The organism is Acinetobacter lwoffii, from assembly GCF_024129435.1.
Classification (GTDB): domain Bacteria; phylum Pseudomonadota; class Gammaproteobacteria; order Pseudomonadales; family Moraxellaceae; genus Acinetobacter; species Acinetobacter lwoffii_F.
The window spans coordinates 19,020-36,004 of sequence record NZ_JAMXXN010000010.1 but is presented as its reverse complement, the minus strand read 5'-3'; the positions used below and the strand labels follow the sequence as shown (position 1 = coordinate 36,004).

Annotated in this window: 13 protein-coding genes; 6 read left to right on the top strand and 7 right to left on the bottom strand. The window is 42.8% G+C overall.

Features of this window, described 5'->3' with window-relative positions; all coding sequences use genetic code 11:
* Positions 1-44 precede the first annotated feature (44 nt).
* The gene (locus NI455_RS08505) at positions 45-1,268 is read right to left on the bottom strand and encodes a GGDEF domain-containing protein (RefSeq protein WP_253113572.1); all 1,224 of its coding nucleotides are present in this window, start codon (positions 1,266-1,268) and stop codon (positions 45-47) included.
* Positions 1,269-1,458: 190 nt separating this feature from the next.
* The gene (locus NI455_RS08500) at positions 1,459-2,781 is read right to left on the bottom strand and encodes a GGDEF domain-containing protein (protein WP_253113570.1); all 1,323 of its coding nucleotides are present in this window, start codon (positions 2,779-2,781) and stop codon (positions 1,459-1,461) included.
* 498 nt (positions 2,782-3,279) lie between these two features.
* On the opposite strand from NI455_RS08500, the gene NI455_RS08495 reads away from it, so the two are divergent.
* The gene (locus tag NI455_RS08495) at positions 3,280-4,227 is read left to right on the top strand and encodes a pirin family protein (protein ID WP_253113568.1); all 948 of its coding nucleotides are present in this window, start codon (positions 3,280-3,282) and stop codon (positions 4,225-4,227) included.
* A gap of 160 nt (positions 4,228-4,387) precedes the next feature.
* Entirely contained in the window at positions 4,388-5,038 is a 651-nt protein-coding gene (locus NI455_RS08490) for a glutathione S-transferase family protein (protein ID WP_253113566.1), read from the top strand.
* 46 nt (positions 5,039-5,084) lie between these two features.
* Here NI455_RS08490 and phoR read toward each other — a convergent pair whose 3' ends face one another.
* The 3 genes from phoR to NI455_RS08475 form a co-directional block, all read right to left on the bottom strand.
* Entirely contained in the window at positions 5,085-6,443 is a 1,359-nt protein-coding gene (phoR, locus tag NI455_RS08485) for a phosphate regulon sensor histidine kinase PhoR (protein ID WP_253113564.1), read from the bottom strand.
* A 25-nt stretch (positions 6,444-6,468) separates the two neighbouring features.
* A complete protein-coding gene (phoB, locus tag NI455_RS08480; RefSeq protein ID WP_004280972.1) occupies positions 6,469-7,179 on the bottom strand; it encodes a phosphate regulon transcriptional regulator PhoB in 711 nt (236 codons plus the stop codon).
* 249 nt (positions 7,180-7,428) lie between these two features.
* Entirely contained in the window at positions 7,429-8,106 is a 678-nt protein-coding gene (locus tag NI455_RS08475) for a TetR/AcrR family transcriptional regulator (protein WP_005108393.1), read from the bottom strand.
* A gap of 223 nt (positions 8,107-8,329) precedes the next feature.
* On the opposite strand from NI455_RS08475, the gene NI455_RS08470 reads away from it, so the two are divergent.
* Positions 8,330-9,178, top strand: a complete 849-nt coding sequence (locus tag NI455_RS08470) for an SDR family NAD(P)-dependent oxidoreductase (protein ID WP_005105117.1) — start codon at positions 8,330-8,332, stop codon at positions 9,176-9,178.
* A gap of 118 nt (positions 9,179-9,296) precedes the next feature.
* Here the strand turns inward: NI455_RS08470 and NI455_RS08465 are convergent, their stop codons facing one another.
* Both NI455_RS08465 and NI455_RS08460 read right to left on the bottom strand, forming a co-directional pair.
* Entirely contained in the window at positions 9,297-10,661 is a 1,365-nt protein-coding gene (locus NI455_RS08465) for an MATE family efflux transporter (RefSeq protein ID WP_253113562.1), read from the bottom strand.
* Positions 10,662-10,789: 128 nt separating this feature from the next.
* A complete protein-coding gene (locus NI455_RS08460) occupies positions 10,790-11,944 on the bottom strand; it encodes a methionine aminotransferase (protein WP_253113672.1) in 1,155 nt (384 codons plus the stop codon).
* 246 nt (positions 11,945-12,190) lie between these two features.
* On the opposite strand from NI455_RS08460, the gene NI455_RS08455 reads away from it, so the two are divergent.
* Genes NI455_RS08455 through NI455_RS08445 form a run of 3 tightly spaced genes read left to right on the top strand, consistent with a single transcriptional unit; the run spans position 12,191 to position 16,984 of the window.
* Positions 12,191-15,052 (top strand): type VI secretion system Vgr family protein, encoded by a 2,862-nt coding sequence (locus NI455_RS08455; protein ID WP_253113560.1) that lies wholly within the window; start codon positions 12,191-12,193, stop codon positions 15,050-15,052.
* Complete coding sequence (locus tag NI455_RS08450; protein ID WP_253113558.1) at positions 15,052-16,638, top strand: pesticin C-terminus-like muramidase; 1,587 nt, start codon at positions 15,052-15,054, stop codon at positions 16,636-16,638. The genes NI455_RS08455 and NI455_RS08450 overlap by 1 nt, the downstream gene beginning before the upstream one ends.
* Positions 16,622-16,984, top strand: a complete 363-nt coding sequence (locus NI455_RS08445) for a lysozyme inhibitor LprI family protein (protein ID WP_253113556.1) — start codon at positions 16,622-16,624, stop codon at positions 16,982-16,984. The genes NI455_RS08450 and NI455_RS08445 overlap by 17 nt, the downstream gene beginning before the upstream one ends.
* Position 16,985 lies beyond the last annotated feature (1 nt).

Below are 16,985 nucleotides of genomic sequence, written 5' to 3'. Positions count from 1 at the left end.
AAAGAGCGCTTCGGCGCTCTTTTTATGCTTTTCGGAAAAGATGCTTATGCCGGTTTAACCTGCCAGTTTTGCATCTCTCCAGCTAAACTTTGCTCCAGATCCGGATCATAAGCTTCAACCCGATTCCGGCCATTGGCTTTAGCCTGATATAAGGCAATATCGGCTTGCTTAATTAGGGTCATCAAATCCGTTTCACAGCTTTCCAGAATGGCAGCACCAATCGAAATGCTAAAACTGAAACGATGTTGGCTGTCCAGATCGATCACAATATTTTCAATTTTATGCCTTAAACGCTCGGCAACTTTTAGCGCTTCATCCAGAGAGGTTTCAGGTAAAAATGCAATAAATTCCTCACCGCCATAGCGTGCCAAAATATCATGCTGCCGCATTTCGCTGTGTGTATTTAGAGCAATCGTCTGTAAGACCTGATCTCCGATATCATGACCATAACGATCATTAATCTGCTTAAAATGATCGACATCAAAGACCAGTAAACTCATAGGCACCGGTTGATCAAAATTCTGTTGTACCAGTTGTTGCGCGAGATATTCAAAACAGCGACGGTTATTCAGGCCAGTGAGTGAGTCGGTATGAGCCATATTTTCAAAGGCCTGCCGATTATATTCATTCAGGGTATGCTGCAAAAATACCATGCGTGATTTTAAGGTCGAGCTCCAGCTAATATATAGACTGAAGGTCAATACTGGCAGATAAATCAGGGAAAATAAAAACATCTGGTACAGGTCAGATCGAGTATTGAAATATACACCGATGTAAATCATCAAAGTAATCAGACTCGAAGTAATCAAAGACGGCCAGAACCGGATCTGCACACATAAATTGGCCAACACAATAAAAACCAAGGAGGCATATTGATAAATGAGGGTATAAGCACTTTCAGACTGATTTAGATTAAAAAACCAGATGGCACTTGCGCCAATAATTGAGGTAGGTAAGAGTAAATCAAACACAGGTAAATTGCGGTAAGAGTGATACATCCAGATCGTGATCAGTACGATCAGAATGGTATAGCTAATTTTGGTCAAAATGAGCAAATTGAGAATATCATGCAGCACCAGAATATCGGCGAGGGTATAAGAGGCATATGCCAGCTGTGCGAATAAATTGACCTGTAATAGGTATTTTAAAGTGAGCTTCTTTTGATGGGCATAGTAGGCCGGTTTTAGAGGCGCAGGAATACGAACAAGCGGATCTTGAAGAGCCTCCTGAATCAGGGTACGTGATTCTTTTTCGTTATCATGCGGCATGCAGCCTTCCCAAATTAAAATATATAAAAATGAATAAGATGAAATTTATATATAGTTGTATAAAAAATATTCTATTCTTTTGTTGGATATTTTAAAAGTGGAAGAATCAAATTTATTTTATAAAATGAAATCCCCGATTAGTGCATTCTAAGGATGATCCTAGCTTATAGAACAGACTAATGATCCAGCTTTAATTCGCCGTTGACTGGGCTGGTTGAGTGTCTGGCTTAAATACATTCCAGGGATTTTCTGTCGCAGGCTTGGGCTTATTCAGCATATCCGGATGATAGACTTCAATCCGGTTTCGGCCAGACTTCTTGGCCTGATACAAGGCAATATCGGCCTGTTTGATCAGATCTTCCAGAGTCTGGGTATGGGATTCCAGTTCTGCTACACCGATCGAAATGGTGAACCGGATGGCATGATTGGGTTCGACATAAATATACTGCTTTTGAATTGCACAACGAATTCGTTCTGCAATCACCAAGCTGTCTTGCAGCTGAGTATCTTCCAAGAGGGCAATAAACTCTTCCCCACCAAAACGTGCCAGTACATCGCTATGCCGCATTTCTTTACGGGTCACCTCAGCAATCAGTTGTAGCCCCCGATCACCGACATCATGCCCATAGCTATCATTAATATTTTTAAAATGATCCACATCAAACATCAACAGGCAGCTACTGGCATGTTTAGGCCATTGATGAATAGAGCGTTCAGCCATATCGACAAAATGGCGACGGTTGTAGAGCTGGGTCAAATCATCGGTATGGGCTAGATTCTTTAAGGTTTGATAGTTCCATTCATCAAGCAGGGAGCGCAAAAAAGAACGCCGCACATTTAGAATATTATTCCAGTTAATATAAATACTAAAAAACCACAGTGGACTAAAGACCACGCTAAAAATAAAGGCTTGAGAAGCACTCATGAACTGGGATACCCCAAGCATGATAAACAGGGCGATCAAGATGGAGCAATAGACCGCGACTTTAAACTGGGTCTGTATACAGAGATTGGCGATGAGAATAAAGATCGCAGAGGCGTAAATATAGGTGGCAACATGGGGACTGGTTGAAAGCGCGAGTAAGCCAATCCAGGCCGCTGCAGCCACAGTGGTGCCTATCGGCAAGATTCTGTCCAGAATCTGAATATTTTTATGTTTTTTAAACAGGTAATAACAGCAAAACATGGCGCCCAGAACCAGAACGACGCGCATCAGACCAGAAATAAAAAACATGTCTGGAATAATCAGAATATCGGCAAAGAAATACAGTAAAAAGGCAATTTGCGCCAGATAGTTAATTTGACGCAAGTTATGATGACTATGCGTATAGACATAATCATGAAAATACTGCTGAAACGGGGCAGGAATACGGGCATGAGGATCTGTTAGCGCCTGTTCAATCAGCTGACGGTTCTGCAGATCACATTCAGATAATTTCAGTGATTTATCGGTCGTCGAATTTTGAAAAGATACATTCGCCGTTGAATATATATTCTCATTCTGAGCAGACATGTCCTGGTCCAGTATTATTTTTATAGGTGCCTATTATGCCGTGGTTGAGTAAAAAATAACCTCCCAAAAATTGGGTATCCGGGAAGTTTTTAAAGCTAAAACGTAACAAAATTTGTGTTTTGTAAAATTGAAAGTGATTGAAATACATGAACAATCATCTTATTCATTGGGATATTTGGTTGTTATGGATTCGTTTCACGTGAAACATAAATGACATTCCTGATCTTCAGTTTATTTAAACTCATAACGCCATGTGCCTAAATCATGATTGCCTTGCTAAAACTTAATTTTGGGGGCTTTGGATACAAATCCCATCTGCCTTTCAGGATTTAAATTAATGAGACTAGTGAGGAGTTTTATACGTATCTAAATATTTCCAGGGATAGATTTTGCCCATAGACCCTGTACATTGTCCTGAACAGAGAGGCATCTTGAATCGGTCAAATGCATGTCTCACCCACTCAAAAGTAGAATGAAAATGCCGAGGTAAGCTCAGCCATGTCGAATAATAGTGATATTGAACTGTCGAATTCCGATGATTGTGAAAAGTATGTGAATCAGTTTATTCAGGAGTTTCCTTTACGTCGCGCGGAAATCGGACAGGGCACCGTGATTAAACGTGCCTTGCCAAGCAGACATAAGCGCATGATTGGTGCCTGGTGTTTTCTGGATCATGCGGGTCCGGCCATTTTCCCGCAAGGAGATGGTCTGGATATCGGACCACATCCGCACATTGGTCTGCAGACCTTTACATGGATGATCGAAGGCAGCATGATGCACAATGACAGTCTGGGAAATCAGCAATTGATTCGTCCCAAGCAGGTCAATCTGATGACCTCGGGTTATGGCATTTCACATACCGAAGTCTCTCCCGAGAGCGAAACGCATATGCATGCAGCGCAGTTATGGATTGCCTTGCCGGATGACAAGATCAATATGGCACCGGGTTTTGAACATTATCCTGAATTGCCGGTCGTCAATGAGCAAGGCATTGAATTTACCGTGCTGGTCGGAGAATATTTAAAAACGAGATCACCAGTTAAAGTACATAGCGAACTACTCGGAGTAGACTTGTATGCAGCTCAAAGTACTAGTGCGCGCTTGCCTCTGAATCCGAAATTTGAATATGGCTTTATGGTGCTTGAGGGGACGGCCAGTATAAATGGGCATGAACTGACTGAAGATAATATGCTGATCCTGGAGCCCGGGTTGCAACAGGTCAATGCTGAAATTCATGCCGGGAGTCGGGTATTATTGATTGGTGGGGAACCATTTGAACGCCCGATTTTACTGTGGTGGAATTTGGTCGGGCGCACGGCAGAGGAACTTAAAGTTGCACGAGAACAATGGATTGAAGGTCATGAACGTTTTGGTTCCATTCCTGCCTATGATGGGCCACGTTTAGAAGCACCTGCATTTCCAGACCAGATGCGGGCTTCCCGATAAATGCTAAAAATGATGGGAATATGGAGTGCTGTCTGAATTGAACTCAAATAGCGAATCTGCAACATAGGATACATATCATTACAGTCATCAAAAATTGAGCTATATTCGGCTGCTTTTTGTTATGCTCAGTGAGCAAGAACAATAAAATCATGAGTCTAATATGCGTGTTTTACATCATCTCGAACAATCACGATCATTTCGTATCCTGTGGGCCATGGAAGAATTAGGACTGGATTACGAGGTTAAATACTATAAACGTCAGCCCAACCTTTCTGCGCCACCAGCCTTAAAACAGATCCATCCGCTGGGCAAAGCTCCGATTCTGGTCGATCAGTCGCAGGTACTGGCAGAATCTGCAGCGATCCTGGAATATTTACAGGAAACCTATGACGAACAGCAGCAGTTTCGTCCCGAAGATCCTGCCGGCAAAGCCCAGTACCGTTACTGGATGCATTATGCAGAAGGCTCATTGATGCCACTGCTGGTAATGCAACTGGTAATGACCACAGTGCCTAAACATACGCCTTTGCTGATTCGGCCTGTGGCCAAGAAAATCTGTGATGGAGTGAAGAAACAGTTTGTACAGAGCCGTTTAAAAGATCATATCCAGTTTCTGGAAAGCTATTTAAGCGAGCATGATTATTTTGCCGGGCATTTCAGTTTTGCAGATATTCAAATGAGTTTTCCTTTGGAGGCTATGCAGAGCCGGACAGGCCAAAGCTATCCAGCGATTCAAGCCTATCTGAAACGGATGTCGCAACGTGCTGCCTATGCGCGTGCACTGTCCAAAGAAAAACAGATCAGCTCTTAAACGCTTAAAAGAAAAGGTGCCGATGGCACCTTTTTTGAGGGTTATCTTATTCTGGAAAGCTGAGACGCTCTTTGGGGAAAATCACCTTAAAGGTAGAACCTTGATTTTCCTTGGACTCAATTTCCAGATGTGCCTGATGCTGCATCAGCACATGTTTGACAATCGCGAGTCCCAAACCGGTACCGCCAGTACGGCGGCTGCGGTCTGAATCGATGCGGTAAAAACGCTCGGTCAGTCGTGGCAGATGTTTGGGATCAATACCGATGCCGTTATCTTGCACCACAAAATAGGCGGATTCACCATCATCATGCCAGCCGATGGTGATGGTGCCGCCTTTAGGCGTGTACTTGATGGCATTGGTGATCAGGTTGCTAAAAGCGCTGGCCAGTTCCATATCTGAACCGATCAGATCGCAATGACTGTCAATGTCCAGATTCAGGGTATGACCATAATCAATATTGTAGGCTTGGGCATCATCGAATAGCTGGTTCATCAGACTCGGCATTTCAATGATCTGGTTTTTGGCAATATTCTTGTCATTTTCCAGACGTGACAGCAGCAGCAGGTCGTTGACCAGTGCATTCATGCGTCGGGTTTGCGACTGCATCTGATCAAAAGCGCGTTTCCAGCGTGGATTGATATCTTCCTGATCGGTAAAGGTTTCAATATAGCCACTGAGCACGGTCAAAGGAGTGCGCAGTTCATGTGAAATATTGTCGACAAAATCCTTTCGCATCTGTTCGAGATTGTGCATCCGGGTCACATCATAAGCGACCAGTACCCGACTTTCTCCGCCAAAACGGGTCATTTTGACCTGCACATAATGGTCTTCAAACAGCGAAGAACGCATTTTCAGGCCGTCCGGGGATTCATCAATATGGTGATAGTATTCGATAAAGCTTGGTTGGCGTAACAAGGTCAGGATATTACGGCGACGGTCATCACTGGAGATTCCGAGCAGACGTTCGGCTGCCGGATTCCACCATTCAATCTGCTGGCTTTCATCAAGCAGCACCACAGCTTCTTGCAAGGCCACCAGTGAAGACTGGGCACGGTCGATCAGTTCGACCATTTCCGCCTGAACAATCCGTTCCTGACGTTGGGCGCGATAAACATTGAAAAGTAGCGCACCCCAAATCCCGCCAATATTCGGCGGAACATCATAAGGACGATTGGAAATCCATTCATTGACCAGATATAAGGAACGCATTTGGGTCGCAAAGAACGCCACGAAGGCAATTACGATACAAATCCAGAAATACCCAATCCCAAAACCGATAAAGCTGGCGATAATCAGGAAAAAAGCCAGTAGGCGTAAATCTTGCTTCGCAAAATCCCATAAACTGCTGTAACGGATTCTTTTGTGTTCGCGTGCCAGTTCGGGGACAGGGTAGGGTTCATACATAAAACAAGATTTACCTTAAAAGATATTAACCTAAAGCGACATCTGAACGGGTCGAGAAACGATACCCTGTTCCGCGAACAGTCTGTACAAAACGGTCTACACCATAAGGTTCCAGCACTTTACGCAAACGGCGGATATGCACATCGATAGTCCGGTCTTCAATATAGACGTTACCGCCCCAAACCTGATCCAGCAATTGCGCACGGGTATAGGCACGTTCCGGATGGGTCATGAAGAATGCCAGTAAACGGTATTCAGTCGGACCCATTTCCAGAATGTTGTTACCAAAATTCACCCGCTGGCTGACCGGATCCAGAATCAAGCCGTTGGCATCAATAGTTTTTTCACCGCTCAAGGCATTGGCACGGCGCAGTACTGCTTTAATCCGGGAAACCAATTCCCGGGTCGAGAACGGCTTGGTCATGTAGTCATCGGCACCAGCATCCAGACCTTGTACCTTATGGTCTTCTTCACCACGCGCTGTGAGCATGATCACCGGAATTTCTGACAGGCTTTCATCACGTTTCAGACGACGACATAAGTCCACACCGCTGACACCACCCGGCATCATCCAGTCCAGCAAAATTAATGCCGGACGCTGATCCACAATCATCTGATGCGCCTGCTTGGCATCTTCTGCCTGTAAGCACTGAAAACCGGCCATATCCAGAGAGGTATGGATCATTTCCCGAATCGGGAGCTCGTCATCGACGATTAATATGTAGTCATCTTTCACAACGCAATACCCTATTTCATGTAAACGGTGAACCGTTTTATATTTATGACAGGCTTATTACAAAGACTAATTATGACAGTATCATTGCAGAAAGGGAAAAACTGCTGAAATTCGAAAAGATTTGTGACAAATATAGCGCAGAAACTTGTTAAAAAATCATAAATTAATTTTACTCATTTTCGTAGTACAGCATAAATCTTCAACTCACTGGTAAATGCAGGAAAGCCGATTAAGCACAGGATTTAACAGCTATTTTTTCTCGGAAAATGACTCGAGCAGCGCCAAAAAAACCACACTACAAGACGATAAAACTTCCTCAAGCGAATGCTTAAAACCGCTCATCACCCAACGAATAGCAATTTGGGTGACATAGCCATTTAAACCAGTCGAAACCAGGGAAATTTCCTGCTCGCTGCGATTTAATTGCGGCATCATCAACATGACAAAGGCATGAATCATGCGGTCGAAACGTGACATGGTTTCATGAATAGTGGCCTGATTATGCAGCTCCTGTACCAGCATGGCATCGATATAAATGATCCGTGCCATGCGCGGATTGTCACGCAGGGTAGTGAGTAGAGCAGTCAGACCGGCTTCGATCATTTTTTTCGGATCGGTCGATGCCTGCATCATGGCCTGCATCACATTCTGTTGCAGTTCATCAATCAGTTTTAGGAAAATGGTCTGAAACAGATGTTCGCTTTTCTTGAAAGATTCATAAAAATAACGTTCAGTCAGTTTGGCTTCATTGCAGATATCTTTGACGGTAACTGAAAAAAAACCATAACTACCATAGGCTTCAATCCCGGCTTCGATGAGCTTTTCACGACGTGCCTGCTGCCGTTCAGCCATCGACAGGCCTTTAAACTGACGTTCCTTAGTTTTGGAGGGTCGTGATTTTGCTGCTGAGTCGATTGAATCGGTCATAAGGCCTGTGTGCTCATCTGCATGAAGATTTTGAATATCTTAACAATAAATCACGCTTAGACCTATATGGAAATGCTGCCCTGAAATTTGGCCTCTAAGGATATGGGATAATTATTGACAATATATATTGTCAAAACTATATTGAGGATCTGTGCTAGCTCCTGAAACAACAGAACAAGATCCTGCTGTCATGGAATGGCAGTTCTTTACATAAGGAAATTGAATGAAAAATTTTAACAATAAAGTTGCCGCAATTACCGGGGCCGGTTCAGGTATTGGCCAGCAACTGGCGGTATTATTGGCTAAGCAGGGTTGTCATTTGGCGCTGAGTGATATCAATGAACAGGGTCTGGCGCAAACCGTGGAATTACTCCAAGGGACTGATGTTCGTGTCACCATTCAAAAAGTGAACGTGGCTGAACTGGAACAAGTGCGTAACTGGGCGGCACAGGTTGAACAGGATCATGGCAGTGTCAATATGATCTTTAACAACGCTGGCGTTGCGCTGGGTTCAACCGTTGAAGGGGCATCTTATGAAGAACTAGAATGGATCGTCGGAATCAATTTCTGGGGCGTGGTGTATGGCACCAAAGAATTTCTGCCACTGATCAAGAAAACTGGCGATGGCCATATCATCAATATTTCCAGCCTGTTTGGTCTGACTGCTCAACCGACCCAGTCTGCTTATAATGCGACCAAGTTTGCGGTACGTGGTTTTACTGAATCCTTGCGTCAGGAACTGGATCTAGAAAATTGTGGAGTGAGTGCACTGTGTGTACATCCGGGCGGCATCCGTACCAATATTGCCAATGCGGCAAAAATGAATAACAGCCTGCTGACTTTAGGTATGAATCCGGAAAAATCAGCCCGTAATTTTAATAAATTATTGCGTTGTCCACCTGCAGAAGCCGCTCGTCAAATTCTGGAGGCGGTACAAAAAGACAAACGCCGTCTGCTCATCGGCAACGATGCCAAAGCAATTGACCTGATTCAGCGAATCTTGCCGACTGGTTATCAGCATGTCACTGCACTGGCGACCCAGTTTGGCAAAAAGAAGAAAAAGTCTGCTTAAGAAATTGTAAAACAGACCCGCGAAAGCGGGTTTTCTTTTATGACGATAATTATAGTCTGACTCTGTGGCAGGTCAGTATCTGAGGTATTGTAAGGCTTTTGAGTTATAAAATTTTTATCTATATCAAGGTCTCAATGGTCTTTTTCTTCCAGACAAACTGATAATACAGTCCCTGCAAAATACACAGGCTGACAAAGGCCAACGCGTACGCATACCAGATGCCTTCCAGGCCCCACCACCGGCTAAACAGATAAGCGGCAGGAACTTCAATACAGAGAATGGCAAAAATATTGATCAGCATCGGCACAGTCACTGTACCGCTTGAGCGCATGATTGAAGCAAAAATGGCACTGGCGCCAAAAAACAGAATTGACCACAGCACAATAAACAGCAGTTGTTGTCCCAGTACTACAACCTTAGGATCGGTAATAAACAGCGCCATCAGATATTTGGAGAACAGGTAGGCCAGAATCACCAGACCGCCGGTAAACAGGATATTCATACTCAGCGCAGTCCGGGTGACTTTATTGAGCAGATCTGATTTACCTGCGCCAATCGCTTGAGCACCAAATACAGACGCGGCAATCGCAATCGACAAAGCAGGAAATTGAATATAATTTAAGACCTGATTGACCGCGCCATAGGCCGCTGTTGCTTCTGCACCATAGCGGTTGACCAGTCCGACAATCACCAGTCCGGCAACTGAAGTCGTGACCATTTGCACACCCGTAGGAACCCCCAGTTTCAAGATCATTCTGCTCAACTGTGGTTGATGACGAATATTTTTTAATAAGGCCCAGTCCAGCTTGAGCGGATGTTGCCTATAGTTCAAATATAGGATTAGAAACAACAGGACCGCCAGATTTCCCAGAATGGTGGCAATCGCCGGTGAGATAATGCCCATTTTAGGAAAGCCAAAATAACCTGCAATCAGTACCGGTGTCACCACCAACCCGACCCCAATGGTAAGTGCGGAAGCAAACAGGGGGGTGGTACTATCCCCAACACCGCGCAAGATGGAAGTATAAATAATATAGATAAAGATTAAGGGGCTACCCGCCAGCATCCATTGCACATAGGGCAAGGATAAATGCATCACATCCGGATCTGTGCCAAGCGCCAAGAGAATATTCTCAGCAAAAATTACCCCAAAAAGTGCAATCAAGCTGCCGCCAATCAAGGTCATAAATAAAGTTGAACCGACCACACAGCGCACTTTTTCTATATTTTTCCCGCCCCAAGCCTGGCCAATCAATACGGTAGAGCCGGCCGATAAACCAATCACAAAGGCCATCAGACAAAACAGGATCGGGAAAAAAACGGCAACAGCAGCAATCGCATTCACTCCGAGCATTTGTCCCACAAAAACCGTATTGATCGTGCCGGAGAGACTTTGCAGGATATTGGTCGCAATTAATGGCAACAGAAATACCAGAAAGGCTTTCCATAAATTCTGTTGATGAATCAGTGAGTGCTGTGCCATGCGACATCCTGTGATTGAATTATCATCTATTTGTTGATGCAGCTATTATTCGGCAGAATATAAGAAAAAGCCTTAGCTTTTAAGTAACTAAGGCATTTATTTTATGAGATTTTTAGTTAAAAAATGAGTTAAACCTTTGAAAGAATTTGACCTGCCTGGATCAAGGTTTGTTCTTTTTTTGCAAAGCAAAACCTGAGCAAGCGTAAATCTGTAGGAGGATGCTGGTAGAACGCAGAGACTGGAATCGCGACAATCCCATGTTGTTCTGCCAGAAAATGGCACATGGATAAATCATCGAGCTCAGGCCGAATCTCTGAATAATCTAAGTTCTGGAAATAAGTCCCTTGAGAAGGTGTCCATTTAAAGCGTGACGTTTCAATGGATGAGTTAAATAAATCCCGTTTGTTTTGATAGAAAGAGGACAGTTCAGGTATATGCTCAGGATGCAGTTGCATATATTCCGCCAAGGCAACCTGAACGGGCGTCACACCACAGAAACTGGCAAACTGATAAATCTGTCTGAACATTTTCATCAGTGCGGGTGCAGCAATACAAAATCCGGTTTTCCAGCCAGTGACATGGAAGGTTTTACCAAAAGAACCAATCACAAAACTCCGCTCACGAAGTTCTGGAAATGACCAGGCCGAATAGTGCTGAACGCCGTCAAAAACCAGATGTTCGTAGACTTCATCGGACAGCACCACAATATTGCGCTCGCGAATCAGCTCGATCAGTTGCTGCCAGTCTGCCTTGGACCAGACACTACCACTCGGATTATGTGGAGTATTTACCACAATCATGCGGGTACGGTCATTAATGGTATCTTTGACCTGATTCCAGTCCACAGAAAAATCAGGATGCTGCAAAGCAATATGCACTGGCTTTGCCCCGACCAGTTGTACCGCAGGGCCATAACTGTCATAGCTCGGGTCGAAAATAATTACTTCTTCACCGGCGCGCACTGTGGCCTGAATGGCACAAAAAATCGCAATCGTGGCCCCAGGCGTAATCGTGATTTCCTCGAAAGGATCAATCATCAGTTGATCACGCTGCTGATAGAGATCTGCCACCAGACTTCGCAAGACTGGCAGACCATCTCCCGGAGCGTACTGGTTAAATCCATTCTGGCTAGCCCGGTTTAAAGCTTCAATCAAGGCAGGAGGCGCTGCAAAGTCTGGAAATCCTTGAGAAAGATTCAAGGCTCCGAGTTTTTGTGCCAAGGCCGACATGGTACTAAAAATGGTCACGCCCAAATCGGGTAATTTAGAAGGGAGTTCCAGCATGTCCTTGGCCTTGAAGAATGAGATCTGAATGAGTGTAGCAGCAAGTTCCGTATAGGATAATCGGAAAAATAGGGAATATTGAGCAATATTTTTAATTAAGATGTACCACATGCAATTTAAGATTTTTAATTGAAGGGCCATAAATTAAAGGCCTAATTATGTGAAATGCATCGTGAACTGGACGAAATGGATAACTTTTCCTAAAATCTGCCGCACAATAATAAAGCTTAAAATTATAACTATAAAATGCCAAAACCTATCCATATGCTGGTGGAGCAGCTCGGGCCTAAGCGACAGCATCGTGCGCTACATTTACAGTTTTCACATCCTCCTTTAAATCATCAGGTTTTGATTCAGCGTATTGAGGGTCAGCATCAGATCAATCAAGGCCTGCAGGCTGAACTGATCTGTCTTTCCACTCATGCTCATATTGCCTTGAAACAATTTATCGGCTGTCGGGTGGCCATTGATCAGGTCACAGACCGGGGTGAACTTTTCCGGACTACGGGCATTATTACTGCAGCCAGTCAAGGACAAAGTGACGGGGCTTTAACCTTGTATAAACTGATGCTGAATGACGCGACTGCACTCTGGCAAAAGCGCCGTAATAGTCGGGTTTTTATGAACAAGACGGTGCGCGAGATCAGTGAAATCCTGTTCAGTGAATGGCAAAACAGAAGTGCGTTATTCGCGGCCAGCCTCAGCCTGAATTTGACAGGACTCAGCCGGGACTATGATGTCCGGCCTTTTGTGATGCAGTCGAATGAATCGGATTATGATTTTCTGACCCGTTTATGGCGTAGCGAAGGAATTAACTGGCTGATCGATGAAAAGCAATTAACTGTGCCTGTATCAGCCAGTGAGATTCAAGCTCAGCTTTTAAAATTGGTAGATCATTCCCAATATTTTTCAGCTTTAAAACGCCGTTCCATCCGGTTTCATCGCAGTCATGCCACCGAACAGCTGGACACGCTGAACAGTCTGATTGCGGTACGTCAGCTCAATCCGAATAGTACCCAGACCCAGCGCTGGCATGCCCAGCAACTTGCCCAGGATCAAAGCCAGCCTTTATTCAGTAATCATCAGCAAAGTGATATTCATGCAAATGCCACTCTTCAACTTGAAGATACGTGGAACATCAGTCCGGCCTGGACCGGCGACTTAAATCATGAGGATCAGGTAACAGCATCTGGTATAGCGCAATTGGATCGACTCAATCAGCAGCTCAGTGACTATCATGCTTTGCAGTCCAAATATTTTAAAGCCAGTAGCAGCGTACGAGATGCTCAGGTCGGATACTGGTTTGAACTGCAACAGCATCCTGAAATTGATCAGCATCCTGCCCATCAACGTGAATTTCTGATTTTAGCTAAGCGGTTTTATAACCAGAACAATTTACCCAAAGATATTTTATCGCAGCTGGACAGTTTGCTTGAGAAGAGCGGTTGGCAGATGGCACAGGAGGAACGACAAGCCAATGAACTACATATCGTGCGCCGTGAAATCCCGGTCGTACCTGAGTATCAGCCTTTTATTCATCGGCCTGTTGCATATCCGCAACGGGCTCGAGTGGTCGGACCTGAGGGTGAAACGATTCATGTCGATGCATGGGGAAGGGTAAAAGTTCGCTTTCTATTTACCCGGAGCGAGGATCATCAGCATGATGGCGGTGCAGGCAGCAATGACAATGATAGCGATTCTGCCTGGGTGGATGTTTTGACCCCTTGGGCGGGTGAAGGTTATGGCATCAGGTTGCATCCACGAATTGGAGAAATTGTGGTGATTGATTTCTTTGAAGGTGATATCGACCGGCCCTTTGTGGTGGGGCGGATTCATGAAGCAGAACGGCATCCGACCATGTTTGATGCGAAGGGAGAACTTCCTGCGACCAAAAAACTCAGTGGCATCCGTTCTCAGGAGGTCGATGGTAATGGCTTTAACCAGTTGCGTTTTGATGATACCTCTGAACAGATTAGTGTGCAGCTGCAAAGTAGTCATGCAGCCAGCCAGCTCAATCTGGGAAATCTAAGTCACCCAAAAGAAAGTGAAAGCAGCGAAGGTCGAGGAGAAGGGTTTGAACTAAGGACGGACCAGTGGGGTGCCATACGTGCAGGAAAAGGCTTATTAATTTCCACTTATCGGCAAGATTCAGCCGCAGGCAATCACTTGGAGGCTGACTCAGTCAAAGAACAGCTTGAATCGAATCTCAATCATAGTAAAGCCTTGAGTGATATTGCAGAAAAACAGCAGGCTGATCCATTGGAATTTTTTGATAGTTTAAAACAGTTTCTGAGTCAGATTGAAGCTGAAGATCAAGCCAAGGCTGCCGCATTTAAACAGGCCGTGATGTTATTAACTGCACCCCAAACGATTGCACTGAGCACAAATGAAAATATTCATTTATCCGCTGATCAGCAAATCAATCAGAGTGCCGGGAATAATATTCATTTATCCACACAGAAATCTTTAGTTGCTCATGCACAGGACAAGATCAGTTTATTTGCTGCTCAAGAGGGTGCAAGTCTCTATGCTGCTAAAGGCAAAATTGAAATACAAGCCCAAGATGATGCGATTGAAGCGATTGCCCGCAAGGTAATCAAGCTTATTTCGACTGAAGACAAGATCGAAATCACCAGTCTGAAAGAGATTGTACTGACCGCTGGAGGGTCTCAAATTAAGATCAATGGTGGTGGAGTGGTGGTCACAACTGGTGGGAAATTTGAGTGTAAGGCCGGGCAGCATCTGTTTACGAAAGGTCAAAATATTATTGAACAAAAAATAAATCTTCCAAAAATGAAAACATTATTCAGTAATAAAATTAACTATCAGTGGACTAACCAGTCTGCAGGAGAAAAAGAAATTTTTATTCTAAATAGGTTGGATGGGAACTTAATTAAAACTAAGAAGTCTGTATTAAATGAAAATAATCAATTAAGTACTTTAAGATTCTATACCTCTCAACCCACAGATTTCGTGGCTTTAGGATTTAATTCTTTACAAACTCATCTCATTCAAGACTTAGATAATGAAAGTATTGATGAACTATTGAATGAGATAGAAGAAAGGGATTTAGAGGATGATGTATATACTGAAGAGGATGTCGAATGATGAGCAATTTAGTTACCATAACATCAAAAATTTATGATGCTTCAGGAAAATATGTCATTAATTTAAAAGTTAAATCACGCTATAAAGGTTCATCGAGAGAAAATACAAATAAAACAGATAAAGATGGTTTATTTATATTTCAGGGTTCACCAAATCGAACTGTGGAAATTTTAGCTAAGCCACCTAATGTGGAAGATTATATCGTTATTAAAACGATTGATTCTTCAATCATTTCTTCTAGAAAGAATCCTGTAAAAGTATCCTTGCCTAAAAGTATAGAGGAGTATCATAAAGAAAAAGTGATGCCTACTACAAAAGGTATAGTTACGACTTTATTTAAAATAATAGACTGCAATGAGAAAATATTAACGAGTTTCCCGGTAAAATCTCGCCCTAAAGGAAAACAAAGTTCATTTGAACGTCATACCAATGAGCAGGGCATTGTAGAGGTGGTATCTTCACCTAATCGAGATATTGAAATTCTAGTTTTGACTTCAAATGATGAGTTTGCTCTAAAAGGTGCTGTTAACTCTGAGCATGGCTCTCAAATACCACAAATAATTAAACTAGACGAACCCTGCGAAAACTTTAAAAGTGAATCAAATATCCAACTTCTAGATAGAGAAGGAAATAATTATATCGTTGAAAATACAAAGATCGAGATACTTTATCTAGGAAATAAGATAACAAAAATTTCAAATACCTCTGATGGTAAATTTTCATTTCCAAGCATGATTGGAGAAAAAATCCAGATCACGGTATTTAAACCTGATGGTAATCCCTTGGAACCGAAAACTCATGTGGTAAAAAGGATTAAAGAAGATGCCATAAAAATGAAATTAGATGTAGATCTAATTAAAGGGAGTACTGTAGAGGGTAAACATAGTATTGATAAAATGATTGAAAATACTAAGTGTTCTGACAAATGTACTGTAGAGACGCTCTCTTTTATGACTACACCAGGCCCATATGTTATATCAATGGAGACTTGGAAAAAGATTTTAGAGTTTGAAAGATATGAGTCGAAACCATATCATCCAGGAGATAGCTCAAGTGGTGTTACATTAGGAATAGGGTATGACTTGGGACAACAATCAAAATCTCAAATTAAGGAAGATCTATCTCCATTTTATACTTCTGGGCAAATTGCAAGGTTATTAGAGGCACAGGGCAAGAGTGGATATTCCGCTGCAGCATTGATTCCTAAATTAGCGGATATAAGAATTTCGAAAGAAAAGGCATTATATTTAGCTACAGCCTTAAAAACTAGATACGCAAAACAAGTTCTTTCTATTTATCCAAAAACACTTGAACTTCATCCTCATTGTCAAGGGGTCTTACTATCATTAGTCTTTAATCGTGGACCGAGTTTAAGTGATAGAAAGGGAAATGTTACTCGAAAGCATATGCGTCAAATTAAGGAGGCTTTTGAAAGTAACGAAATAGAAAAAATACCAGATATTTTTAGAGATATGTCGAAGCTATGGAATAAAACTGGTCCTAAAGGAAATAGTGGAGTAGGAAAGCGTCGACGAGAAGAAGCAGAGATATTTGAAAGAGGATTAAAATGTGATTGTTATAAATAATAAATTAATTGTTTTTTTAATATTAATGATTACAACAGCATGCACCAATGCTAACGAAGCCCAATGTATTCCTCACAGTGTTGTTTTTAACGATATTATGAATTGCTATGTGGAAGATTATAAAAAATATGATCGAAAATTAAATAATTTATATCAGAAAAAAATATTAGGTTTATCAAAGGTTGAAAAAATTAAGTTACAAAGTTCTCAAAAAAAGTGGATTCAATTAAAAGAAGAAATATGTATTGCAGATGAAGAGAACTATGGTAGAGAAAGCCATTTTGATGCAATGATCTGCCAAATTGAGATGACGCAAAAAAGAATTATATATTTAGAGAGGTATTAAA